The sequence below is a fragment of the Akkermansiaceae bacterium genome (genome assembly GCA_017798145.1).
GTDB lineage: Bacteria > Verrucomicrobiota > Verrucomicrobiia > Verrucomicrobiales > Akkermansiaceae > Luteolibacter.
Window position 1 is genome coordinate 1,519,739 of sequence record CP059069.1, and the last position, 23,514, is coordinate 1,543,252.

General features: G+C 61.3%; 17 protein-coding genes. 10 read left to right on the forward strand and 7 right to left on the reverse strand.

The window, feature by feature from the left end; translation table 11 throughout:
- Positions 1-86: 86 nt before the first annotated feature.
- From HZ994_06535 to HZ994_06550, 4 genes are all read left to right on the forward strand, one after another.
- The gene (locus HZ994_06535; protein QTN31998.1) at positions 87-1,517 is read left to right on the forward strand and encodes an MBOAT family protein; all 1,431 of its coding nucleotides are present in this window, start codon (positions 87-89) and stop codon (positions 1,515-1,517) included.
- Positions 1,518-1,523: 6 nt separating this feature from the next.
- On the forward strand, positions 1,524-2,489 hold the full coding sequence (locus HZ994_06540; GenBank protein QTN31999.1) for a hypothetical protein: 966 nt from the start codon (positions 1,524-1,526) through the stop codon (positions 2,487-2,489).
- Between the two features lie 93 nt (positions 2,490-2,582).
- Entirely contained in the window at positions 2,583-3,722 is a 1,140-nt protein-coding gene (locus HZ994_06545; protein ID QTN32000.1) for a glycosyltransferase family 4 protein, read from the forward strand.
- Positions 3,719-5,050: a hypothetical protein gene (locus HZ994_06550; GenBank protein ID QTN32001.1), complete on the forward strand. Its 1,332-nt coding sequence runs from the start codon at positions 3,719-3,721 to the stop codon at positions 5,048-5,050. Before HZ994_06545 ends, HZ994_06550 begins: the two co-directional genes overlap by 4 nt.
- 19 nt (positions 5,051-5,069) lie before the next feature.
- On the opposite strand, the gene HZ994_06555 is transcribed toward HZ994_06550, so the two are convergent.
- Genes HZ994_06555 through HZ994_06575 form a run of 5 tightly spaced genes read right to left on the reverse strand, consistent with a single transcriptional unit; the run spans position 5,070 to position 9,768 of the window.
- Positions 5,070-6,062: an SDR family oxidoreductase gene (locus tag HZ994_06555; GenBank protein QTN32002.1), complete on the reverse strand. Its 993-nt coding sequence runs from the start codon at positions 6,060-6,062 to the stop codon at positions 5,070-5,072.
- A 21-nt stretch (positions 6,063-6,083) separates the two neighbouring features.
- Positions 6,084-7,373: a Vi polysaccharide biosynthesis UDP-N-acetylglucosamine C-6 dehydrogenase TviB gene (gene tviB, locus HZ994_06560; GenBank protein ID QTN32003.1), complete on the reverse strand. Its 1,290-nt coding sequence runs from the start codon at positions 7,371-7,373 to the stop codon at positions 6,084-6,086.
- Complete coding sequence (locus HZ994_06565) at positions 7,364-7,993, reverse strand: serine acetyltransferase (protein QTN32004.1); 630 nt, start codon at positions 7,991-7,993, stop codon at positions 7,364-7,366. The genes tviB and HZ994_06565 overlap by 10 nt, the downstream gene beginning before the upstream one ends.
- Positions 7,994-8,037: 44 nt before the next feature.
- Complete coding sequence (locus tag HZ994_06570) at positions 8,038-8,805, reverse strand: class I SAM-dependent methyltransferase (protein ID QTN32005.1); 768 nt, start codon at positions 8,803-8,805, stop codon at positions 8,038-8,040.
- A gap of 33 nt (positions 8,806-8,838) precedes the next feature.
- Positions 8,839-9,768 (reverse strand): hypothetical protein, encoded by a 930-nt coding sequence (locus HZ994_06575; protein ID QTN32006.1) that lies wholly within the window; start codon positions 9,766-9,768, stop codon positions 8,839-8,841.
- A 229-nt stretch (positions 9,769-9,997) separates the two neighbouring features.
- Here HZ994_06575 and HZ994_06580 point away from each other — a divergent pair, with 229 nt between their 5' ends.
- From HZ994_06580 to HZ994_06605, 6 genes are all read left to right on the forward strand, one after another.
- Positions 9,998-11,374 carry a hypothetical protein gene (locus HZ994_06580; protein ID QTN32007.1) on the forward strand — a complete coding sequence of 459 codons (1,377 nt, stop codon included), beginning with the start codon at positions 9,998-10,000 and terminating at the stop codon, positions 11,372-11,374.
- 419 nt (positions 11,375-11,793) lie between these two features.
- Entirely contained in the window at positions 11,794-13,563 is a 1,770-nt protein-coding gene (locus HZ994_06585) for a DUF5011 domain-containing protein (GenBank protein QTN32008.1), read from the forward strand.
- Positions 13,464-13,967 (forward strand): hypothetical protein, encoded by a 504-nt coding sequence (locus HZ994_06590; GenBank protein ID QTN32009.1) that lies wholly within the window; start codon positions 13,464-13,466, stop codon positions 13,965-13,967. The genes HZ994_06585 and HZ994_06590 overlap by 100 nt, the downstream gene beginning before the upstream one ends.
- A complete protein-coding gene (locus tag HZ994_06595; protein QTN32010.1) occupies positions 13,859-14,923 on the forward strand; it encodes a hypothetical protein in 1,065 nt (354 codons plus the stop codon). The genes HZ994_06590 and HZ994_06595 overlap by 109 nt, the downstream gene beginning before the upstream one ends.
- 757 nt (positions 14,924-15,680) lie before the next feature.
- Complete coding sequence (locus tag HZ994_06600; GenBank protein QTN32011.1) at positions 15,681-19,769, forward strand: DUF5011 domain-containing protein; 4,089 nt, start codon at positions 15,681-15,683, stop codon at positions 19,767-19,769.
- A 280-nt stretch (positions 19,770-20,049) separates the two neighbouring features.
- Positions 20,050-21,060, forward strand: coding sequence for a hypothetical protein (locus tag HZ994_06605; protein QTN32012.1), 1,011 nt, complete (start codon positions 20,050-20,052; stop codon positions 21,058-21,060).
- 75 nt (positions 21,061-21,135) lie between these two features.
- Here HZ994_06605 and HZ994_06610 read toward each other — a convergent pair whose 3' ends face one another.
- On the reverse strand, positions 21,136-21,885 hold the full coding sequence (locus tag HZ994_06610; GenBank protein ID QTN32013.1) for a hypothetical protein: 750 nt from the start codon (positions 21,883-21,885) through the stop codon (positions 21,136-21,138).
- A gap of 46 nt (positions 21,886-21,931) precedes the next feature.
- Positions 21,932-23,461: an oligosaccharide flippase family protein gene (locus HZ994_06615; protein QTN32014.1), complete on the reverse strand. Its 1,530-nt coding sequence runs from the start codon at positions 23,459-23,461 to the stop codon at positions 21,932-21,934.
- Positions 23,462-23,514 lie beyond the last annotated feature (53 nt).

A 23,514-nucleotide genomic window follows, 5' to 3' on the forward strand; every position in this document is an offset into this window, starting at 1 on the left:
GACTTTCAGGTTGCCAACGGCAGGAACTTCTCCTGCCATCGTGGCGGCCGAGGCAATGACATGTCCCGCTCCCGGACGCAATCCCAATGCTTTTCAACAGTTACACATTTTGGATCTTCTTCGGCCTCGTTGCATTGCTTTACCGCTTCCTGGATCACAGGCGGCGGAACCACCTCCTCCTCCTTGCCAGCTACGTTTTCTATGGATACTGGGACTGGCGCTTCCTCGGGCTCATCGCAATCTCCACGTTGATCGACTTCGTGGCCGCACAGAGGATCGCGGATGCGGAGGGGCACGCCCGCAGGCGCAAAGCCTGGCTGATGGTCTCCATATCCGCTAACCTCGGGCTGCTAGGGATTTTCAAATACCTCGGGTTTTTCGTCACGGAATTCAACACGCTCATGGAGCGGATCGGGTTAGCCGGCCCCTTGCCGGGGATTGACCTCATACTTCCTGTCGGCATCTCCTTCTACACCTTCCAGACGCTCAGCTACACCATCGATGTCTATCGGGGCCACACGCAACCGGCCCGCGGCCTCATGGACTTCTCGCTTTATGTCACCTTTTTCCCGCAGCTTGTCGCCGGGCCGATCGAACGCTCATCGCACCTGCTGCCACAGGTCGTGAACCCCCGCAAGCCGCTCGACGGCGAGCGTTTCCGGGAAGGGCTCTACTACGTGCTCAACGGGCTGTTCCGCAAGGTGGTGATCGCGGACAACATGGCCCTGATCGCAAACCATGTGTTCTCACAGCCTCCGGGGGAGCTCAGCGGCTGGCAGGTGATGCTGGGCGTGTATGCGTTCGCATTCCAGATCTACGGTGATTTCTCAGGCTATTCCTCGATCGCCCAGGGCACGGCAAAATGGCTCGGGTTCGACCTGATGGACAATTTCCGCAACCCGTATTTCGCGAAGTCTCCGCAGGAATTCTGGCAACGCTGGCATATCAGCCTCTCCAGCTGGCTGCGGGACTACCTGTACATCCCGCTGGGCGGCAACCGCAACGGCACCATCCTGACGTACCGGAACCTCACCCTCACCATGTTGCTCGGCGGCCTCTGGCACGGGGCGGCCTGGACTTTCGTGATCTGGGGCGCGATTCACGGCCTCTGGCTGGCAGCCCACCGACTCGCCACAAGCGGGCGCGGGAGGGACGGCAAGGCGGTGCGCGGCGGGAAGCCATGGGCGCTCGCAAGGATGCTGGTGACCTTCCACATCGTCTGCCTGTGCTGGCTGTTCTTCCGCGCTGACTCGGCCGGCCAGGCGGTCTCGATGCTCGGCCAACTCTCGCTCGGCGGATGGCAGTGGGGTGCTTTGGAGAACGGGATCGCCTCGCTGATGGCGCTCTATCTGGCGCCCTTGCTCGCCTATGAGTTCTGGTGCGAGCGCAAGGGCGACCTGCTCGCCCTGACCCGGGCACATTGGGGCTGGCGGGCGGCGGCCTACCTCTACATCCTTTGGATGATCCTGTTCTTCGGATCCCCGGTTCAGCAGGAGTTCATCTATTTCAGGTTCTGAGCAAAAATGACTGAGGAAACAACCAACGCGAACACCGTCAGCCCGGCCAGGGATGAATGGAAGGTGCTCTTCGTGCTTGCGATATCCCTGCTGCTCATGGAGGGCTTGGTGCGCTGCTTTGCCGGATCGCTTTCCATCGATCTCCGCAACACCATCGCAACGCCTCAGACATCGGAGCGCATCGCCCGCGCTCCCGGCAATGTCCGGACGATACTTGTGGTTGGCAACTCGCTGGCGCGGCGCGGCGTGGACACCGCCTTGCTCGGCGGCGGGGAGCACCCGGCCGAGGTGGAGGTCTTCGCACCGGACGGCAGTTCCGTCGCGCAGTGGGACTGGGGTGTGAAACGATATTTCGCAAATGCCGGGGCGCATCCCGATATGATCCTCGTGATGACCGGGCGAACCCATTTGCTGGACATCCCCGCCTCCCCGGAAACCCTGGGTGCCTACTTCGTCGGTGCTCAGGATCTCGGCGCGGCGCTCAGGTCCATGCCGGACGGGGAAAGCTCACTCCGCCTGCTACTGGGCGCAGGATCGCACCTCCTTGCGAACCGCGACCGGGTCCGCACCCGCATCGGCTATTCCTTCATGCCCGGCTTTGAGACCGCCTGGCCGGAGCTCACCGCAGGAAAGGAACCAGGCCAGCCGGACGGGCGGGAGCAGGCGGTCGGCACGGAATCCCTGCGACGCCTGGTATCCACCGCCCGCTCCATGGGTTCCGACCTCCGTGTCTTCAGCGTTCCCTTGCCGGAGCCCTATCGGTTGCCACAGCCGGTGCTGGGATTCCTTTCCGAGACAGGCACCCCGTATGCTGATCTTTCCGTGGTGCCGGGCATCACACCGGAGCATTTCCCGGACGGCTATCACCTTGATGAGGATGGGGCGAAAATTTTCACCCGGGCAATCCTGGACTCCCTTCGCAGGCAATCCACCGGGGAGAAACTTAGCGGAGATGCCCCACATGACAGATAAGCCCGCCCACAGCCACATTTTCCTGACCACGGAAATCTTCCACCCCGACCAGATGGGGGGGGGCTGCTGCAGTTCGCCCGCTACGCACCCGGATTGCGCAGGCACGGGATCACCGTGCATGTCTGCACCGCGCTCCGGCCGCATCACCTTTGCGATAGCGAGGAATGGAACTCGATCCATATCCTGAGGTTTCCGGATTGCGTGGATGAAAGCCATCACCGCGAGCGCGAGCTGATCCTTGCCAAGGCACTGGGCCTGATCCGGGGAATGGATCCGGGCAAGGGCTGCATCCAGCCCAACGGCGAGACCTGGCGAACCACGTTCGCGTTGGCCAGGGCGCGGATGATGGGGATCCCCTCCACGTTCTATTTCAGCATGTTCCCCCCGGAGTCCGATCTCAGGGGATGGGCCAAGCTCAGGGCGAGGCTGCGCATCTCCCTCTGCCTGCTTCCATTCCGGCGGCTGGTCTTCTGCAGCCGCGCCCTCAGCCGCGCCTACGGCTCGCTCGGCTGCATCCGTGCCGGGCGCATGGCGCTGGTGCCGAACGGGGTCGATCTCGAAAGGTTCAGGCCGCCCGGCAACACCGGCGAGAAAGAGGCGGAACGCCGCCAACTCGGCCTTCCCGAGAAGGGCTTGATGATCCTGTACGTTGGCGGCTTCATGCCGCGCAAAGGCTGCGACCTGCTGCTGGAGGCATGGGCACGGGCGGAGAGCCTCCACCCGGATGCCTTCCTCGTTTGCGTCGGCAGCCAGGGCATGCGGCAGACCTTCCGCGATCCTGAGCTGCAACGGGAGATGGGGGATTTCCAGTCCTCGATGGCCGGCCTGGCTGAGAGGCTGGAATCACGGGGGCGGCTGAACATGGCGGGCGAGGTGAACAATGTTGACGCATACTACCGGGCGGCCGACGTGTTCGTGTTCCCCTCCCGCCGGGAAGGGCTGCCCAATGCCGTGCTGGAAGCCATGGCCTCAGGGCTGCCATGCCTGCTCGCACCCTTCCATGGGTTCCCTGAGAGCGGGGAGGAATTCGGAGCGGCCGGGAACGAGTTCCTGCGGGTTCCGCATGACGCGGATTCGTGGGTGGCCGCCATTTCCGAAATTTTGGGCGATGCGGGGCGGAGGGCGGAGCTGGGTCAGAACGCGCGCCGCCTGATGGAACGCACCCAGGGCTGGGACGCCACGGTTGCAGGCTTGGCGAACACATATCTCGGGCTGATGGGAGGGGACAAATGACACGGGACACGTTTTTGCCCGGAAAGCTGAAACGAGCAGCCGGGGATCTGCTACGGTATTCCCCGCTTTCCAGGCGGGCGTTCTCGGCGATCAAGGGATTTGGGGCTGCGTTCGCCCGCGATGGGAGCATGAGGCTTGTCAGGTGGCTTGACAGCTATCGCTTCGCCACCGGCGGCGGCGCGTGGGAAGGCCTCACCCGGAATCGCCTTTCACAGTGGCACGGGACGGCAAGCGCCGGGATCTGGAGGGACTCACGGATCGGCTGGGACCGATTCAAGGGCTGGCAGCAATCTGGCCCGCTCAGCCGCACCGTGGTGCTCAAGGCCCCGGCGCAGGCCGAAAGAGGGGTGCTGCTTGTCACCTTCGAATACAATTGGTTCAAGCTCCTCAGGGATGCGGATGTAGCCCGGCGCATCGAGTCGGAATACGACATCATCTTTTCCACCAGCTCTTCCCCAGGGGATTACGCCATGCTCGGACTGGCGCTCTCCACCCTGGCCGGCCCGGTGTATGTCATGGCTTGCAATTATGGCGAGATAGCCAAGCTCGAGGGATTCCATCCCCGCGTGCGCTGCCTGCCCATGCTGCCCTGCGACTGGCTGGACCCATCCGCGTACCGGCCGAAACCATGGGAAGACCGAAGCATCGACATCCTGATGGTGGCCGGTTGGGGGCCGGTCAAACGCCACTGGCATTTCTTTGATGCCCTGCGGTCGCTGCCACCGGGTCTCAGCGTGGTTTTGGTCGGCCAGCCGGATGGCGCATATGACCGCAATTCGATTCTCCGGCTGGCGCGCGAGTTCCGTGTTCCTCAGAAACTCGTGGTTCACGAGAGCCTTGGCATCGATCAGGTCCGCGAGCTGCAGTGCGACAGCCGGATCTCCGCCGTGTTCAGCAGGCGCGAAGGATGCTGCGTTGCTGTCGCCGAATCCCTGATGGCTGACTCTCCCGTCGCCCTGGTCACAGGAACCCACATGGGGCCGGCGGAATACATCAACGGCCAAACCGGCTGCTTCCTACCGCTCCGCGGGACGGGGCCGGCGCTGGCGGAATTCCTCAGGCGGGCGGAATCCTGCCGCGCGCGGGAATGGGCCGTGCAACACATCGCGAACACGGTTTCCGCAGACAGGCTCGGGATCTTTTTCGCCGCGGAGCGGGTTGAGCGCGGGGAGCCATGGTCCGGCGGGCTGGCTGTGCCGAAATGGAGCCCCCACCCCATGATCCCCGAGGGTGCCGCACACGACAGCCTGGCGGGCGCATTCGAGGGCCTGCACCGCAGTTTTCCCGGGCTCTTCCCCAGGGATCTCATCCATACGAGCAGGCTGTGAGCGCGCCGCGGCCGCGCGTTCAGAGATCCCGGAGATTTTCGTAATACCACCTTGCGGCGGCAGCGATGCCCTGGGAAAAATCGAACCGTGGGGCGTAGCCAAGCAAGGCGGTCGCCTTGGCTATCGATGCCTGGGAGTGCGGGATATCGCCTACGCGTGAGGGCCCGTGGACCGGCTTGACCGCCCTGACCTGCGGATCGAACTCGCCCAGATGTTCCTGCAGCGCCGCGACCAGATCGTTCAGGTTGGTGCGCCCCCCGCAGGCGGCGTTGTAAACCGTGTTGACCGCCGCCGGATCCGAGGCCAAGGCCGCCAGCTGGTTGATCTGCACGACATTGTCCACATACGTGAAATCGCGCGAGAACAGCCCGTCGCCATTGATGACGGGGCTTTCATGCCGCAGCAGGGAGATGGCAAACTTGGGGATCACGGCAGCATACGCGCCGAAAGGGTCCTGCCGGGCGCCGAAGACATTGAAGTAGCGCAGGCCCACCGTTTCCATCCCGTAGAGCTCGGAAAAATTCCCGGCATACAGCTCATCCACATACTTGGTGATGGCATAGGGCGAGAGCGGCCTGCCGATGTTATCCTCGACCTTGGGCAGCGCCGTGCTGTCGCCGTAGGTGGAGCTGCTGGCCGCATAGACGAAGCGTTTCACCTTCGCATCGCGGCTGGCCAAAAGCATGTTGAGGAAGCCCATGACATTGACCTCGGTGGAGAGGATGGGATCCTCGATCGAGCGGGGCACCGATCCCACCGCCGCCTGATGCAGCACGTAGTCCGCTCCATCGCACGCCTTGCGGCAGGCCGCCAGGTCGCGGATATCCCCCTCGATGAGGGTGAAATTCGCATCGGATGCATGATGGGCGATGTTTTCCCTCTTCCCGGTGAAAAAATTGTCCAGGCATACGACTTCGTTGCCCTGGCCGAGGAGCGCATCGGTCAGGTTCGAGCCGATGAAGCCCGCCCCGCCGGTGACGAGGACGCGTGAGTTGGTGATCGTTCGGTTCATGAATTTCGGGAAATCTTTCTTCTACAACCTTCCATCCACGGCGTCCTGCGGGAGGAGATATTTCACATCATACAGGATGCCCTGCGGGGTGGTCAGGCTGCGTACCCAACGATGCCCCGCCTTGCGGAATTCCTCATGGGCGACGGCAACGATCACCGCATCGTAAGTGCCGGCCACAAGCTCCGCGCCGGATGCGATGAGCTTCAGGCCGTGGATCCGCAAAACCTCCTCCGGCTCGGGCCACGGGTCGTGCACGTCAACGTGGCAGCCATAGGATTCTAGCTGCCGGATCACGTCGATGACCTTGGTGTTGCGGATATCCGGACAGTTTTCCTTGAAGGAAAGCCCCATCACAAGCACCCGTGCACCGTTGACAGGCAACCTGCGCAAAAGGAAAAGTTTGATCACCTCCGAGACGATGTAGCCGCTCATGTTGTCGTTGATGCGGCGTCCGGCGAGGATCATCTCCGGGTGGTAGCCGCATTGCTGCGCCTTGTGGGTCAGGTAATAGGGATCCACGCCGATACAGTGGCCGCCGACAAGCCCCGGGCGGAAAGGCAGGAAATTCCATTTGCTGCCGGCCGCCTCAAGCACATCGAGGGTATCGAGTCCCATCCGGTTGAAAATGAGGGCCAGCTCGTTGACCAGCGCGATGTTCACGTCCCGCTGGGTGTTCTCGATGACCTTCGCGGCCTCGGCGGTGCGGATCGAGGCGGCCTTGTGGGTGCCCGCCGTGATGATGCCCGAATAGAGGGAATCGACAAACTCCGCGGCCTCGGGTGTCGATCCGGATGTGACTTTCCGTATCATCGTCAGGCGGTGCACCTTGTCCCCGGGGTTGATGCGCTCGGGGCTGTAGCCTGCGTAAAAATCCTCATTGAGCCTGAGCCCGCTGACTCTTTCCACCACCGGGATGCAATCCTCCTCTGTCGCCCCGGGATAGACCGTGGATTCATAAATGACGAAATCCCCCCGGGCGATGACACCCCCCACCGTCTCGCTTGCGCGCAGCAAGGGGGTGAGGTCGGGGCGGTTGGATGAGTCGATCGGTGTCGGCACGGTGACGATATAGACATTGCATTCGCCCAGATCCCCGGGGTCGCATGTGAAGGAAAGCCGCCCGGCGGATGCAAGCTCTTCGGGCGAGCATTCCAGGGTCGAGTCCCTACCTTCCCTGAGCGCCGCGATGCGGGAGGGATCTATGTCAAAGCCGCGGACTTCGTGCCGCTTGCCGAACTCGACCGCCAGCGGCAGCCCCACATAGCCAAGGCCGATCACGGCGATCTTCGTCTCTTTGGGGTTCAGTTGCATGCGTTTCCATTGTCTTCGGTTTGGGGCGGCTGATAGGCTTCGGATCCGGGGAGCGTGTTGTTCACATATCCGGCGGACCCGTCTTGCGAAATCACCTTGCCGGGGATCCCTACGACCACCGAGCCGGGCGGGACATCCTTCGTGACAACGGCATTTGCGCCAATCGCGGCATGGTCTCCGAGGCGGATCGCCCCGAAGACAACCGCACCCGGGCCGATATACACATGGTCACCTATCTCCGGAGTTCCCGGTTTCGGGCCTCGGTTGGCGATCCCGAGGGTCACGCCGTGGGAGATGTTCACGTTGCGGCCGATGCGGCAGCGGCGGTTCACCACGATGTTGAGCGCGTGCGCGAGATAGAGACCGCCGCCGACATCCATCATCGGATCCATGAAAACGCCATGCCGTACGGCAGCCCTCCGGTGCAGGGAGGAGGCGATGTGATAGATGCCGTATCGGGTGGCGCTGTGGCTCCTGAGCATCCTGCACAAACGCATCAGAAAAGTGATGCGGAACCCCGACTCATGCCTCCACGCATGGAGGAAGGCGCCCGCCCCCAGCCGCCCCTCGTAGCGGTAGAGATCCTCGCGGACCAGCAGTGTGAACTCCCTTTTGGTCATTGTCTCATAAGGCGCGCGCGGCGATGGAGCGCGCGCGGGGATTGTCATGGCTTCACGCCGATGCGCGCGGATGCGTCCACCCGGCAGAGCATGGGACCGGGAGGGTGGCTTTGGAAATACTCATCGACAGCCTTTCTTGCACCCTGCCAGAAACCGTAGTCGTCGATGATGAGAATGCCGCCCGGAACCAGCCTGGGATAGAGGTGCTCCAACTCATGTTTCGTCGATTCATACCAATCCGTGTCGAGCCTCAGCAATGCGATGCGGTCGGGCACCGTTTGCGGGATGGTGTCTTCCACCTTACCCTTCACCAGTGTGATCCTTTCCGCCGGATAGCTGGTGGACGCCATGTTTGCGCGCACTTCGTCGAGCGGTGAAATGCACCAAACGGATCTGGCATCCGATTTTTCCGTACGGGCAAGCTGCCGGGCGGCAAGCTCCCCGTCATAGCTAGTGTCCGCCTCGGTAGGCTCGCTCATGCCCTCAAAGGTATCGTAGAGCCATAGATGACGCTCGGTGGAACCGCGCTTGATGAGCGTCTCGGCCATCGCCATCGCCGAACCGCCCCGCCAGACACCGCATTCCACAATATCGCCCTCGATCCGGCGCGCCTCAATGTGCTGGATCGCATCGACGAGAACCGCGATGCGCTCCGGCGTCGTCATCGTGAAGGGTTCCACCTTTCCAAGCACCTCGCGCTGCAGGCCTGAGAGATCGTATGGCCATGCGTCGCCCTTCTCGGGAGAGCGCCTGAGTTCGAGGCGCAGCGGCCTCAGGATTGAGTTGGCGATTTTTTTGAGTAAGGATGTCATGTCTGGCGTTTTCAGGGATACGGGCGGCGGAGTTCAGGCGCCCGGGGCGTGGATCGGAATGCTGCGCTGCGGCCGATTTTCCAGCATCATGCACTCGTCGATGGAGCGCACAAGGGTTACCCCATCCTGCATCCTTTTTTTGTGCATCCGAGCCCAGCGGAAGGAGTCGTATCGGACAAGCAACCGTTCCGGCAGGATGCCGCGCAGGCAGCGCCGGAGCGGGCTTGCTGCCGCGCCGGGGCCCGCCTTGGCTGTGCCCTGCTTCCATGTCGCGGAGTAGTCGCTTTGGTAAGGTGGCGCGGATAATGCGGGCGAGGGATCGCAGCGCTGGGCTATCATCACAAGCTCCAAGGGTCCATCGCCGGGAAAGCTGATACGCCGACCCAGATCCGCGGGATCCTGCACACGGAAAATCCTCTTGCGCCCCGCCGATTCGGACAGCGCCATCATCAGAACCCGGAAGCCGTTCACGCCATTGAACAGCCGGAAAAAAAGCTCGGGGCTGAATTGGTAGAAACCATGGCCGTTGTAATTGTTGCTCGGCGTGGCGCTTACGAACACCCCGCCTACCTTCACCAGGTTCATCGCGTTGGCGATCGCGTTGGGAAAATGGAAAACGTGCTCCAGCGTACCTCCGTCGAAGACAATGTCATAACGCCCGTGCCACTCCTCGGGAATGGGATTGTTGAGATCGTGGAGCAGGGAGCAGGACTCGTAGGCGGAGGCATCCATGGATTCGACCGTGCCCACGCCCACCGCCTTGAAGAAAGGCTCGGCGAAGGCATCGCCGCCCAAGGTCAGTTCCGGATTGGCGGCCATGATTTCCGAAAGGCCAGGCACATCCCGGACATCGCGGGGTGAAACCGCAAAGTGCTGCCGCCCGAATGTCAGCAGGGAACCCATCGGGATACCCCGTCCCTTCATGCTCAGGAATGTCGCCGCTCCGATTCTTTCTAGACCCATGTCATCTGCTTTCGGCGGACGCTGGGGCACCATGGCGTGATAGTCAATAGGCTTCGGGCGCGGACGCCCGTCGCGGTGATTCCGCGGGTGGATCCGCCTGCATGGCCACCGCTTGCCAAGCCGCTGGAATTCGAGGCTGGAATTCGAGGCTGGACGGGCGCGGAGTGGCGTGTTTCGCTCCATCATCAGTTTCCGATTCCACAGGAAAGGAATTTTTCCCCCTCCTACGATGCGCTCCATCTCCCACATTGCCGCGTTCCCCGCCTTGCTGGCCTGCTTCTTCGCCGCTTGGGGAATCGGGACAACGGCCGCCCAGACACAGAGCCCGTGGGTGTCGCGGACATCCGCATCAACCCAATCGCTCAGCTCCGTCGCCTTCGGGGCGGGTCTCTACGTCGCCGTCGGAGATGGGGGCGCCATCGTCACCTCACCGGATGCGGTGGCTTGGAGCCCGCGCACCTCCGGGACAACTGCGCCGCTCCGGGGCATCTGCTTTGGGGCTGGCCAGTTCGTTGCCGTCGGCGGCTCCGGCACCATCCTGAGCTCCCCGGACGGCATCACATGGACAGTTCGCACATCCCCCACAACGCTTTTCCTTTCCGGGGTGGCGCACGGTGCCGGGAAATTTGTGGCGGTTGGCGCCTTCGGGGTGGCTCTGACATCTCCCGATGGCATCGCCTGGGCTTCGGTCGATTCCACGGCGGACGGGAAATTCCTCCAAGGAATCATCTATGCGGGAGACCTGTTTCTCGCCTTCGGCCAGGAGGCCGTGATGATCGATGGGGAACTCCACGGCACGTTGCGCTCCTCCGCAGACGGACTGGAGTGGGAAACCGTCACCATGCCGATAAGCAGCGACGTCTATGCAGCCACTTATTTCCGTGGCCGCTACTACACCGGCGGCATCTACGGCGAGTGCTTCTCATCCGCCGACCTCTTGCTCTGGCGGCAGGAGGATCTCGGAACGTTCTTCAGCATCCGCGCCATGGCCACCGACGGCCACACCCTGGTGGCGACAAGCGAATCCGGGAACATCCATTCCTCCAAGGACGGCGCGACATGGACCTCTCGCGCCTCGGGCGTTCCCGCAACCCTCTTCGGCGCGGCATACGCAAACGGCATCTTCGTCATGGCGGGCGCAGTCAATGTGGGCAGCGGAACCATCCTCACCAGTCTCCAGGATCCCATCGTATCTGCCTATGATGCCTGGAAATCGCTCAAATTCACGGAAATCGAACAGGCAGATCCGGAGATCAGCGGCCCCGGCGCGGATTTCGACCGCGATGGCATCCCCAATCTCGCCGAGTTCGCCCACGCACTCGCACCCAAGTCCCCCGATTACGGAACCGACAGGCTGCTTTCCATGCAGTTCGGAGCCCCTTACACGTCCGTCAGCCTGACATGGACCTACGACAACATCGCAGCAGAGTACGTCACCATCCGGATCCGCTACAGCGACACCCTCGCCCCCGGAAGCTGGATGACCCTGCCCAACCCCATCGAGATCCTAGGCAGCGACGGCGATCTGCGCAACGCACTGACCGTGGATTCCGGACCGCTCGAAGGGACTCGGTTCTACCGGCTCGAATACACCCTGGTTGAGTGAATGCGATAGTCCTGGCGGGTAATCGCTTATATGATGATTCCAGCAGATTGCCGTGTTTGCAGATTAGCCTAAAAGGGAGACAAGAATAGGCAGTCACAACATCCCGGAGTTTTTTCTTGCTTTTGTGGACGGCTTTCATAGTAACTTCTCATTCCCCCTTTCTAGGGTGATGTATGGCTAACAAATCGATTCCTCCTATGAAAACAAACCAATTACAATCACCCCGAGACAACCACACTCCACTTGCCGAGTCACCCTCCAGACCCAACTGCCGGTTGAGAGGGCTATTTTTCGCTTGGTTAGTCCTGATGTGCGGCGGCTTTGCTTATGGGGTGGAGACCGTGATTGTCTCTCCCAACGTTCTGACCGTTGGCGGACCAGGAGGATTCCCTGACGCCGATGATTCGTTTTCCGGCCCAGTGCCGATCGGTTTCACCTTCACCTACGGCGGTGTTGGATACACCACCTGCCAGATGAGCACCAATGGGGTGCTCTTCTTTACCAATCCGACATCCCAATTCAGCAACACTGCTCTGACTTCGATAACCAACAGCCAGGGCATCTATCCTCTCTGGGACGATCTTTATGTCGGACCCAGCGGCAACCCGATACCTTCCACCGCGGTTTACGCCACAACAGGCGCGCCCGGCAGCCGCATCTTCGTCATGCAGTGGACCAACTGGTATAGCTTTGGCGAAAGTTTCGAGGTTGGAACTTTCAATGTTGTCTTATACGAAGGTTCAAATAAAATCGACATCTACTATAGGAACATGCTGGGAGCAAGTGCCCAGCGCGGTTACGGGGCATCAGCCACCATCGGACTCGTGTCCTCCGGCGGCTACGTGAATCAATATTCCCTCAACTCGCCGGTAGCCACCGAAGGAAGGTTGCTGACCTACACCCCCGCTGCGGGTGGCAACACCCCTTACTCCCTTTCCGTCCAGGACGTGACCCCGGCGACCGCAGCCGCCATCCCGACCTATTTCCTATTCGCCGTCACGAATCCGAAGCAGCCTTTGAACCTATCCGCCAATCCAGGCTCACCGAACGCCACCTCGGCAACCCTTACATGGAGCCTCGGGAACAATGGCGTAGACCCTAGCAACTTCACCATCCGCTACTCCACAAGCCCCTCCATGGCAGGCTTTATCGAAACTTCCGCCATCGCAGCTCCCGGCCAGCCATATGTTCTCACCGGCCTCACCCAGGGAGTGACATATTACTGGCAGGTCGTATCGCGCAACGCGACGAATTACTCGACATCAACCACTTCCACATTCGTGCAGACACCCAACACCCCGCCTGTTGCGTTCGCGGGTTCTTTCACCACACAGCTCGACACTTCCTACAGCGGCACACTTGTGGCCACCGATGCAGACAATTCGCCACCCAGCAGCGGACTCATCTACTCCATCACCACCCCTCCCGCGCATGGAAGCGCGGTGATTACAAATTCTGCGACGGGGGCTTTCACCTACACCCCCACAACGGGTGTTTCCGGAGCCACCAGCTTCGGATTCAGGGCATTCGATGGCACCGCATTCTCCAACGAAGCATTCATCAGCCTCAACGTGATTTCCAATCTCCCCCCCGTCGTCACGCTCAACGGCCCGAGCAGCGTGACCCTGGAGTGCTTCGTGGATTTCTACACCGAACTGGGCGCCACCGCGACGGATCCCGAGGACGGCTCCCGCCCGGTGGTCATCAGCGGCACGGTTGACCGCACGAAGGTCGGGGTATACACCAGGACATACACCGCCACCGACAGCGAGGGCGCCACCGGCACGGCCACCCGCACCATCAACGTGGTGGACACCCTCCCACCCGTCATCTCCGCCCCCTCCGGCATCCTCGTGCCCTCCGCCATCGGCGGCCTCAGCGAGAGGATCTTCTACTCCCCGACGATCACCGCCAGCGACAGGGCGCAGGGCAACGTGGCCGTGCACCCATATCGCACCCGACGGGCACCAGGTTCCCGGTCGGCAAGACCACCGTCACCTGCACCGCCACCGACCTCTACGGCAACTCCGCGACGGCCGCATTCGATGTCATCGTCCTCGAGCTGCAGGAATCGCCCGGCACCCGCTACATGGATGTCGTCAGCTTCCGCGGCGATGCTGTGCCTGCGGGAGCCTCCGGTGAGATCTTCAACGTCAACAACGCCTTCATCAACAACGCCGGCGACGTGATCTACGACGCACGCCTCTCCGGCGCGGGCTCCAATGACGCCGCCGTGTTCTTCGGCCCGGCGGGCGGGGTCCAGACCGCCATTGCGGTCAAGGGCACGCCTGCGGGAGCGGGCAACTTCGGCGCTTTCAGCAAGCTGACGCTCAACAACCTCGGCAACGCCGGCTTCGAGTCGCTTGTCGGAACCACCCCGGGCCACTTCGCCAACACCGGAGGAGCCGTCCTGGCCTCCGCCCAGAAGGGTGCGGCCTCGCCGCTTGCCGGCAGCCGACATACAACGCCCTCTACCAGCCCGCCATGGCCTCCAACGGCGATCTGCTCACCCCGGCCTACCTGCTCCTGGGCTCCGGAAGCGGGGTCACGATCGCCGACGACACGGTCATCACCGGCAGCGCCGGCACGGTGATCGCACGGGAAGGCTCGCCCAGCTCCATCCCGGCGACAAACTACGGCCAGCTCCACCAGCGCGTGGTGACCAGCGAGGCGGGCGAAAGGTATGCCTTCCCCGCGTTCCTTGAGGAGGCGGTCTTCGACCCAGCCACCAACACCGGCCTCTTCGTCGGCACCCTCGGTGCCGGCCAGCCCTCGCTCGTCGTCCGCGAAGGCGATGCGGCCGGCGGGGTGAGCGGCGCGGCCTTCTTCCAGTTCCTCGGCGAGGCGGTCAACAGCGCCGGTGAAATCGCCATGCGCGCCAACGTGACGGGCACCGGATCACCTCCTCAACAACGAGGCGATATAACCAACGCGGGCAACACCTCGCTGCCGCCGGTCCTCGTCGCCAGGGAGGGTGCCGTCGCCCCTTGCGCACCTAGGAACAGGGTCGCCTTCGCAAGGTTCACCACCCTGCACATGAACGATGACGGCTCGGTGGTCTTCCACGCATACCTCAAGGATGCCACCGGGATCCCCACGGTCACTTCCGCCAACGACGGCAGCATCTGGCGCTGGAGCGGCGGAGCACTCAGCCTCGTCGCCCGCGAGGGCGAGCTTGCCAACAACACCGCCGGTGCGCGCCTGCTGAGCATCAACGGCTTCGACTGCAACGATGTGGGCGGCGTCGTCTATGACGCGACCCTCGTGCCGGGTGTCGGCGATGCCACCACCGCCACCAACCAGGCGGTCTTCGTCGACCGCGGCGCCTCGGATCCCGCCCCGCTGCTGGTGATGCGCCGCAACGATTCCTTCGATGTCGATGGAACCACCCACAGCGTGGCCGGGATCAAGATCAGCACCGAGTCGAACGTGGGCGGCGGCACCGGCGGCTACGGCCGCGCCATCAACGACTCCGGGGACATCGTCTTCAACCTGACACTCTCGGGCAACAAGTCGGGGATCTTCATCCTCGGCACGCCTCCTCCCTGAAACCGGATCCGAACGCACTTTTGCCCAGCGGGGCCGCTCCAGACCGGGGCGGCCCCGCTCGCTTCGGGGGGGCTTTGATAAGCGGCGGCATTGGTAGGTGCTGGACGACGAAACCGAAAAAACCTGCCCGCAACAAATCAAGGGTGTTTCCATTTCCGTAACCGGCGGACGGGGACTTTGTCGCGCCATTTGCCCGGCTTTGCTCAACCTTCGGCGCTTGCACACCAATCACCTTGCCGTGCTTGAGCAACTGACACAGGTGGTTTGATCTTCTCATTGGAAACGACGGATTCAACATGACGAGTTGATTGTTGGAAATACTGGCTCCGAATTCGGAAATCTCCGCCCTTGCGGCTTCCCTCCGTGTTGATCGGCAAGTTTCAGGAAAAACGCGGCGCTGCAACCCACTTCGAGCATACATCAGGTCTTCTTGAATTTTCCGAGCTTGTTCAGGAGGCGGGTCAGCTTGTGCTCGTTGCGGATCACATACTCGCCAGTCACCTGCCGGTTGGTCGGATGGCGCACGTGTTCGGTGGATTTGACCAGCTACCGCGTAAAATTGATTCCATTTTTAGGACGGAATCTAACTGGCCGGCAGATATCGAAATTCGGGACTTTTTACGAATCATCTTGACCCTGAATGGCTCTATGAATAAGGACTTTTAGGCGTTTTTTGTCAGTCGCATACATCACCTGTTTCAATACGGAACTCCAGCTCTCCGCCAAAACGCCGCCACAATTGCACCAACATACGATCATGAAGAAGCCAACCGCACTCATCACGGCAGCCGCACTGCTGACCACCGCCTGCCTGGCAGCGACACCAAGCGGCACATCCACCGGAATTCCAAGCATCACCGAGCAGCAGCTCTCGGAGATCGCCGCCGCCGCCGCCATGCGATGGGAGGCCACCGGACTGACTGATTCACAGAAAGAAACGCTGCGCGGCCTGCGCTACGAGATTTCAGACATGCAAGGTAGCGTGCTTGGCTCCTACCGGGAGGGCAAGGTCTGCATCGACACGAACGCCGCCGCCAAGGCTGGGTACATTGATGCCACCCCGGGCTCCGACGAGGAATTCCGCAGCTTTGGATCGTCCACACAACTTGCCGCCAAAGAGGGCATCTCCGGAGGGTTGGACCTTCTCAGCGTTGTGCTACAGGAGCAGGGTCATGCGCTCGGCCTGAAGGACAGCTTCAGGGATGCCGACAACGTGATGTTCGCCTTCAATGCGAAGGGCATACGCCTTCTCCCTGCGGCGGGACAGGCCGAGGGATCGATTCCCGGCAGCCTCACCGGCACGCATTTCTCCCACTACCGCGGCGGCTCCGTGACCCACACGGTCAGCGCCACTGGCCTGGTGACCATCGAGGTGTTTTCCGTCTGGGGATCATTCATCAGCCAACCCACATTCCAAATGTACACGGGTCCGAGCCAAGGAGGATCTTTTTTGGGTAACTTCGTTACACTTCAAGATACACCGAACTACGCCTCCGGAACGGAATTGGGCGGAGCAGGATTCACGGTGTCTCGCTATGTGGCCGTTTACCAATTGCCTTCCGCAGGCACATACTATGCGACATGGAATTCCTGTTGCAGGGTTGACGGCATCAACAACGCGCCCGCAAACAGTTGGGAACTCGAGACCGGCATCGTATGGAACGGATCCACGGCTTCCGCAAGCCCTACCCAGCGGGAGGCAACCATCGATGTCGTTGCTAGGGGATTCAATTACGTGCAGAACCTCAATAGCGTCGATCCCGACGGATCACCTGTTAGCTATGGTTTCCTGGTTGGAGCAGGTGATCCCCAATACGGGGCGGCAACGCAAATCCCTGGTATCAATCTTGACGGATTGGGTAACGTCAACATTTCCAGCGCCAACACAGCATCCCTAGCCTTGGGTCGCTGGATTTACAAGACACGGGTGACCGACGGGCAGGGAGCCTACTCTGACCGGGATGTGATGATCGTCGTGGAGAACGCATCCTCCGGCCCCGGCTTGAACCCGAATGCCCCCGTGCTTGCTCCCATCGCGAACCGGACCGTTGCAGTGGGATCGCCCCTGAGCTTCGTTGTCTCAGCAACCGATGCGGACAACGACTCGTTGACGATACGCGCTCAGTTGCTGCCCAGCGGCTCGACCCTTCCGCAGGCCACCGCCGTGGGCACGGTGAACTCAACCTTCAACTGGACTCCCGCTCCCGGGCAGGAGGGTGTATACACCATCAACGTCGAGGCCTTCGATAATGTGGCCGTGCCCATCATTGCCAGCCAGCAGGTTCAGATCACCGTCACAGGAGCCAACGACCCGCCGGTGTTGGATCCGATCGGAAACAAGAGCGTCGCCAACGGCGGAACGCTATCATTCACCATCAGCGGCAGCGATCCGGATATGGATGGACTCACCTACAGCGCATTCTTCCTGCCCTCCGGAGCCTCCTTCAATCCCGGTACCAGGACATTCACTTGGACGCCGACCGCTGGGCAATACAACAATACCTTCACCAATGTCCGCTTCCGTGTCACCGATGACGGGGTGCCAAACCTTTTCACCGAGGAGGCCATCAATATCACGGTGGGCGCAGGAAACGTGGCACCTGTGATCGCACCGGTCGCAACCGTGACAGCCCAACTCAACCAGCCACTGACGATCCCCATCTCAGTTACGGATTCCGCAGGGCAGACGATCAGTGTCACCGCCCCTATCATACCGGCGGGCGGCTCCTTCACTTCGACCCCCGGAACCAGCCCTGTAAGCGGCACATTCACCTGGACCCCGACAGTTGCCGGGCCTGCAACCCTGCGGATTCGTGCCGAAGACAATGGCGCCCCTATCCTGAGCAGTTTCCAGGATATTACCATCAACGTAACCTCCAATCTCCCCCCCGTCGTCACGCTCAACGGCCCGAGCAGCGTGACCCTGGAGTGCTTCGTGGATTTCTACACCGAACTGGGCGCCACCGCGACGGATCCCGAGGACGGCTCCCGCCCGGTGGTCATCAGCGGCACGGTTGACCGCACGAAGGTCGGGGTATACACCAGGACATACACCGCCACCGACAGCGAGGGCGCCACCGGCACGGCCACCCGCACCATCAACGTGGTGGACACCCTCCCACCCGTCATCTCCGCCCCCTCCGGCATCCTCGTGCCCTCCGCCATCGGCGGCCTCAGCGAGAGGATCTTCTACTCCCCGACGATCACCGCCAGCGACAGGGCGCAGGGCAACGTGGCCGTGGTCCTATCGCACCCGACGGGCACCAGGTTCCCGGTCGGCAAGACCACCGTCACCTGCACCGCCACCGACCTCTACGGCAACTCCGCGACGGCCGCATTCGATGTCATCGTCCTCGAGCTGCAGGAATCGCCCGGCACCCGCTACATGGATGTCGTCAGCTTCCGCGGCGATGTGCCTGCGGGAGCCTCCGGTGAGATCTTCAACGTCAACAACGCCTTCATCAACAACGCCGGCGACGTGATCTACGACGCACGCCTCTCCGGCGCGGGCTCCAATGACGCCGCCGTGTTCTTCGGCCCGGCGGGCGGGGTCCAGACCGCCATTGCGGTCAAGGGCACGCCTGCGGGAGCGGGCAACTTCGGCGCTTTCAGCAAGCTGACGCTCAACAACCTCGGCAACGCCGGCTTCGAGTCGCTTGTCGGAACCACCCCGGGCCACTTCGCCAACACCGGAGGAGCCGTCCTGGCCTCCGCCCAGAAGGGTGCGGCCTCGCCGCTTGCCGGCAGCCCGACATACAACGCCCTCTACCAGCCCGCCATGGCCTCCAACGGCGATCTGCTCACCCCGGCCTACCTGCTCCTGGGCTCCGGAAGCGGGGTCACGATCGCCGACGACACGGTCATCACCGGCAGCGCCGGCACGGTGATCGCACGGGAAGGCTCGCCCAGCTCCATCCCGGCGACAAACTACGGCCAGCTCCACCAGCGCGTGGTGACCAGCGAGGCCGGCGAAAGGTATGCCTTCCCCGCGTTCCTTGAGGAGGCGGTCTTCGACCCAGCCACCAACACCGGCCTCTTCGTCGGCACCCTCGGTGCCGGCCAGCCCTCGCTCGTCGTCCGCGAAGGCGATGCGGCCGGCGGGGTGAGCGGCGCGGCCTTCTTCCAGTTCCTCGGCGAGGCGGTCAACAGCGCCGGTGAAATCGCCATGCGCGCCAACGTGACGGGCACCGGGATCACCTCCCTCAACAACGAGGCGATATGGACCAACGCGGGCAACACCTCGCTGCCGCCGGTCCTCGTCGCCAGGGAGGGTGCCGTCGCCCCTTGCGCACCTAGGAACAGGGTCGCCTTCGCAAGGTTCACCACCCTGCACATGAACGATGACGGCTCGGTGGTCTTCCACGCATACCTCAAGGATGCCACCGGGATCCCCACGGTCACTTCCGCCAACGACGGCAGCATCTGGCGCTGGAGCGGCGGAGTCCTCAGCCTCGTCGCCCGCGAGGGCGAGCTTGCCAACAACACCGCCGGTGCGCGCCTGCTGAGCATCAACGGCTTCGACTGCAACGATGTGGGCGGCGTCGTCTATGACGCGACCCTCGTGCCGGGTGTCGGCGATGCCACCACCGCCACCAACCAGGCGGTCTTCGTCGACCGCGGCGCCTCGGATCCCGCCCCGCTGCTGGTGATGCGCCGCAACGATTCCTTCGATGTCGACGGCACCACCCACAGCGTGGCCGGGATCAAGATCAGCACCGAGTCGAACACGGGCGGCGGCACCGGCGGCTACGGCCGCGCCATCAACGACTCCGGGGACATCGTCTTCAACCTGACACTCTCGGGCAACAAGTCGGGGATCTTCATCCTCGGCACGCCTCCTCCCTGAAACCGGATCCGAACGCACTTTTGCCCAGCGGGGCCGCTCCAGACCGGGGCGGCCCCGCTCGCTTCGGGGGGGCTTTGGCACCATCAATACGGTTCATAGGATGTGGTATCGGATTATCCTGATTCGGCCCGGAGCCAAAGCGACTTACATCCTTGACTTGCCCTTACCGGGCTGGTGTGCTTGATCAAGCAATATAAAACACGATCTGTAAGAGGGCTTACAGCATGCGTGATACGGAATGCTGACAGGCTCCTGACAAAACCAGCGTTTAAGACTTCCTATGAAATTATCAAAATGCCTGCTGACATTGGTTCCGATGGCACTTTGCGGGCTATTGCCGGCGCAGACGATCTCGCGCCCGCCACTCGTTCCCCTCATCCCCTCGCTGCACGATATTCCCGGCTACATGGACAACAAGGATCATGTTTTCATCTATGAAAGGGACGGCAAGCTTCAAACAGGAATATACGAGCGCCATGCCCAACCCTTGATCGTGGGACAGCCGATCCCTCCGGGAGATCCGGTAAATATCAGGACCCAGTGGCGCATCTTCGAAGGCGAGCTTTTCCATACGACCGACTTCAACGGCAATCCTGCATGTCGAAGCGACCGGCCGGGATGGGCGAACGACCCTTCGGAGCTGCTGGATGATTATTCCCTGACCCCTGGCAGCAGCATAGGCATAACAGCACTTGCTTTCGAAATCGATGGTAAGCGCGGCAACCTTTTCTATTGGGATGGAAACGGGGACACACCCAAATTCGGGCAGGCTCCCCAAGGCCTCCTCATGCAGCTTTGGAACCAGGACATGGTTTACCCACAGAAATCATTGCTGGATGGCTCCGATGAGGACAGGCAGGGGCCGGAGCTGGCAAGGGTCGAGCCAAGCGGAAAGTTCAAGGGGCACCACGCACACCGTGACTTTTCAATTGTGGAAATACCCGTCGGGCAAAAAGTGCCGGAAGGAATTTTCCTGATCAAATTCTCCGTGAGGTCAAGCGCCGTCGGGGTGGCGCCGGCTGATCCCATCTACTGGATTCTGAATTTGGGGCTCGCTTCGGAAAAACGTGTCGCTGCTTCGGAATGGGTGCACCGCAACCTGGTTCCCGCCCCCCAGAAGGCCGCGATCGCGGCAACCAAGGTGATGAACCCGCCAGATCCCAACGCCACCTCCTGCAATTGCCAGGGGACCATCTGCAAGAAAACGGGAGCACCCAAGAGCGAAGGCGGCTACACCGAGCCCGCGACTGACACCAAAGACGGCACGCGCCAGGGCGGCGGCCAAGAATGAGTGCAGCAACCGGAAAGCCTTGGGGCTTCCAATGAGTGCCGGTAATGGGTGGGCGGCAGATGGTATTCCGTTCGCCTAGTCTTCGATTCTCATGAGCCGTTCATCGAATTTTACCGAGTTGGCCTTCCACCACCCGTTGGCCTCATCCAATGAATCGAACCGTGCGTTAATGAGGGTGCTAAGCTCGTCATTCACCTTCATCGAAAAATCAGGATCCCCATAGCCCAGGCCTTGGAAAAGAAGTTCCAGAGCCGGCTTGGATTTCATGCGCCCCAGTTCCAGAACCGTCATTTCCCGAACCTCGGCAAGAGGTGATCCAAGGGTTGTTGCATATACCTTGAGTTTTGTCTCGGATGGCTGCTCGTTGAGCATTTGCAGCGCATGGCTGCGGACTTCCGCACTGTCATCGCAACTTGCAGCGGCAAGGATATCCGTGGCATCCTCTGGGAATTGGTAGATGCTCGGTGTCATCATGACAGCATGGATGCGCAGCCCTTCATCGGGATTGAGCAGTGCGCGCCGCAGGACGTTTGCCAGAGAGCCAGGGTCGGATGCCTCCAGCTTAGCAAGCACCGTCTGCTTCTCCCCCGCTGTGGTGGCATCCTCGTAAGCCCGTTCCGAAGCCGTAGTCGGCTCGCCCAGATTCCAATTCTTCTCGGCGTATTGGTTTCTCGCCGCCCGCTCGGACGGGTTGCGTGGCGAGCCTTTGGTTTTTGTTACATCATGCGGGGCCGGAGATCCGGAAGCAGTGTTTTCCCGGTTTGCGAAGTATGCGGCAACGAGAATGAGGAGACAAACAAGGATAGCTGATACGGTGAGTTTCATGGGTGGATTCTGGGAGGTTATGGCGTTTCTGTTAATGCGGAAAACGTCACGGCTGTGGCTTTGTGGACGGTTTCAGGATCGATCTCATCTTTTCCAGAAGCTGGCTTCGCTCCCTAGGGGCGAATACAAGGAACCAGGTGGAGACGGAGATGGCAGCCAAATACCCGGAGCCAAGCAGGAAAAGGCGATCATAGGCCGGCACGATGAATGAGTGCAACGCCAGCCAATACGCAACGGATACAAGCGTAACTTTCATTCCAGTGATGACTATCTGCCCAAGATACCGCTCCAAGGGTATGGCACAGACCTTTGTGACCAACCATGGGGTTACGATGCCGAACGCTATCGCCATTTCCACACAGGTCGCCCAGACCACACCCATCCAGCCTATTTGCCAGGCCAGGTAAAAACTGAGCGTCAAATTGAATATCCCGCTCACCAATGTGAAAATCGCCAGCCAATGTTGCTTGTTCTGGCTGTAGAACAGGCTCCACACCGGATACTGGCACAAGGATAGAGCTGTCACAGGAGTGAGGATCCAGAGCACCTTGCCGGACATCTCAAAATCGGGACCGACCCAACGCTCGATGAAAGCAGGGCCGAACATCATAAGCGAGCATCCGCCCAAGGCAGCGGCAAGCGTACAGTAGCGGATCGCCTCTAGGAATCTGCTGTTCAGCACCTCCTGATCCCCGCGCCCATGCAGCTGGCTGAAGGCCGACATGAAGTTTCCTCCGAAGATGGCGTTGATCACATCCGTGAAAACACCCAGGAAGCGTGCGCCAACACTGTAGGGTGGAAGGGTCGCCACTCCAGAGACATGGGTGATGATGAGCGGATCAATCCCCTGCCGCAGGCTTTGTCCTGCAACCGTCACCATTGCCGTCGCACTGTAGCGTAGCAGCTCGCCCGTTCTCGCCGCGCCCCCTGATGACTTGCCAAGGCCGAGACCCGACTCAATCCGTCTTGCAAAGAACACCAGCAACACCTGATCCAAAATATCGATCAGGATGTGTGCGACCAGGAGCGCCATCAGGCCCTTGCCGGCAATCAGGAGACCAATGATAAGCCCTGACTGGAGTATCGTTTTCATGATCGAGGATATCCCGATCAGGTCATATCTGACGTGGCTCTTGAGTATCACCTCGTAGATCCTCGTGAAGAACCTCAATGCGGTAGTCACCCCCAGACCTGCGACCATGACCCTTACCGTGGCAGACATGCCGGGATCCGATATGAAGAGTGGCAGCGCCAAGACCGTGAGCGCTGTCAGGGCAAGTGCAGCAATTCCAATACGGACGAAAAGCCTGCAGAGATTTCGTGCCAAGGATTGGTATTCCTGCCGGTCGCCTGACCCGAGGGCCGTTCCAAGAAAACGCGAGCCCGCAAAGGAAACACCAAGGTCGAGAAGGCGGAAATAGGCAATGATGGCGATTGCCAGGAGCCAGATGCCATAGTCCTCCTTGCCAAGACGACTGATCATGAGCGGTGTGGTGATGAACATCACCACTACTTTCAGGCCGTGTTCAATCAGATTGACCGACGCGCCGCGAGCCAATTTGGCGAAAAGTGACAAGACTGGTATTGGGATGGCAGCTACTGGGAGCTTGGCCGGTTACAAGCGAGATA

Coding starts and splice junctions, on each gene's coding strand:
- HZ994_06540 (QTN31999.1), top strand. CDS start 1,524: ATGACTGAGGAAACAACCAACGCGAACACCGTCAGCCCGGCCAGGGAT.
- HZ994_06610 (QTN32013.1), bottom strand. CDS start 21,885: ATGAAACTCACCGTATCAGCTATCCTTGTTTGTCTCCTCATTCTCGTT.
- HZ994_06600 (QTN32011.1), top strand. CDS start 15,681: ATGAAGAAGCCAACCGCACTCATCACGGCAGCCGCACTGCTGACCACC.
- HZ994_06570 (QTN32005.1), bottom strand. CDS start 8,805: ATGACATCCTTACTCAAAAAAATCGCCAACTCAATCCTGAGGCCGCTG.
- HZ994_06535 (QTN31998.1), top strand. CDS start 87: ATGCTTTTCAACAGTTACACATTTTGGATCTTCTTCGGCCTCGTTGCA.
- HZ994_06550 (QTN32001.1), top strand. CDS start 3,719: ATGACACGGGACACGTTTTTGCCCGGAAAGCTGAAACGAGCAGCCGGG.
- HZ994_06575 (QTN32006.1), bottom strand. CDS start 9,768: ATGGGTCTAGAAAGAATCGGAGCGGCGACATTCCTGAGCATGAAGGGA.
- tviB (QTN32003.1), bottom strand. CDS start 7,373: ATGCAACTGAACCCCAAAGAGACGAAGATCGCCGTGATCGGCCTTGGC.
- HZ994_06555 (QTN32002.1), bottom strand. CDS start 6,062: ATGAACCGAACGATCACCAACTCACGCGTCCTCGTCACCGGCGGGGCG.
- HZ994_06565 (QTN32004.1), bottom strand. CDS start 7,993: ATGACCAAAAGGGAGTTCACACTGCTGGTCCGCGAGGATCTCTACCGC.
- HZ994_06605 (QTN32012.1), top strand. CDS start 20,050: ATGAAATTATCAAAATGCCTGCTGACATTGGTTCCGATGGCACTTTGC.
- HZ994_06580 (QTN32007.1), top strand. CDS start 9,998: ATGCGCTCCATCTCCCACATTGCCGCGTTCCCCGCCTTGCTGGCCTGC.
- HZ994_06595 (QTN32010.1), top strand. CDS start 13,859: ATGGCCTCCAACGGCGATCTGCTCACCCCGGCCTACCTGCTCCTGGGC.
- HZ994_06590 (QTN32009.1), top strand. CDS start 13,464: ATGGATGTCGTCAGCTTCCGCGGCGATGCTGTGCCTGCGGGAGCCTCC.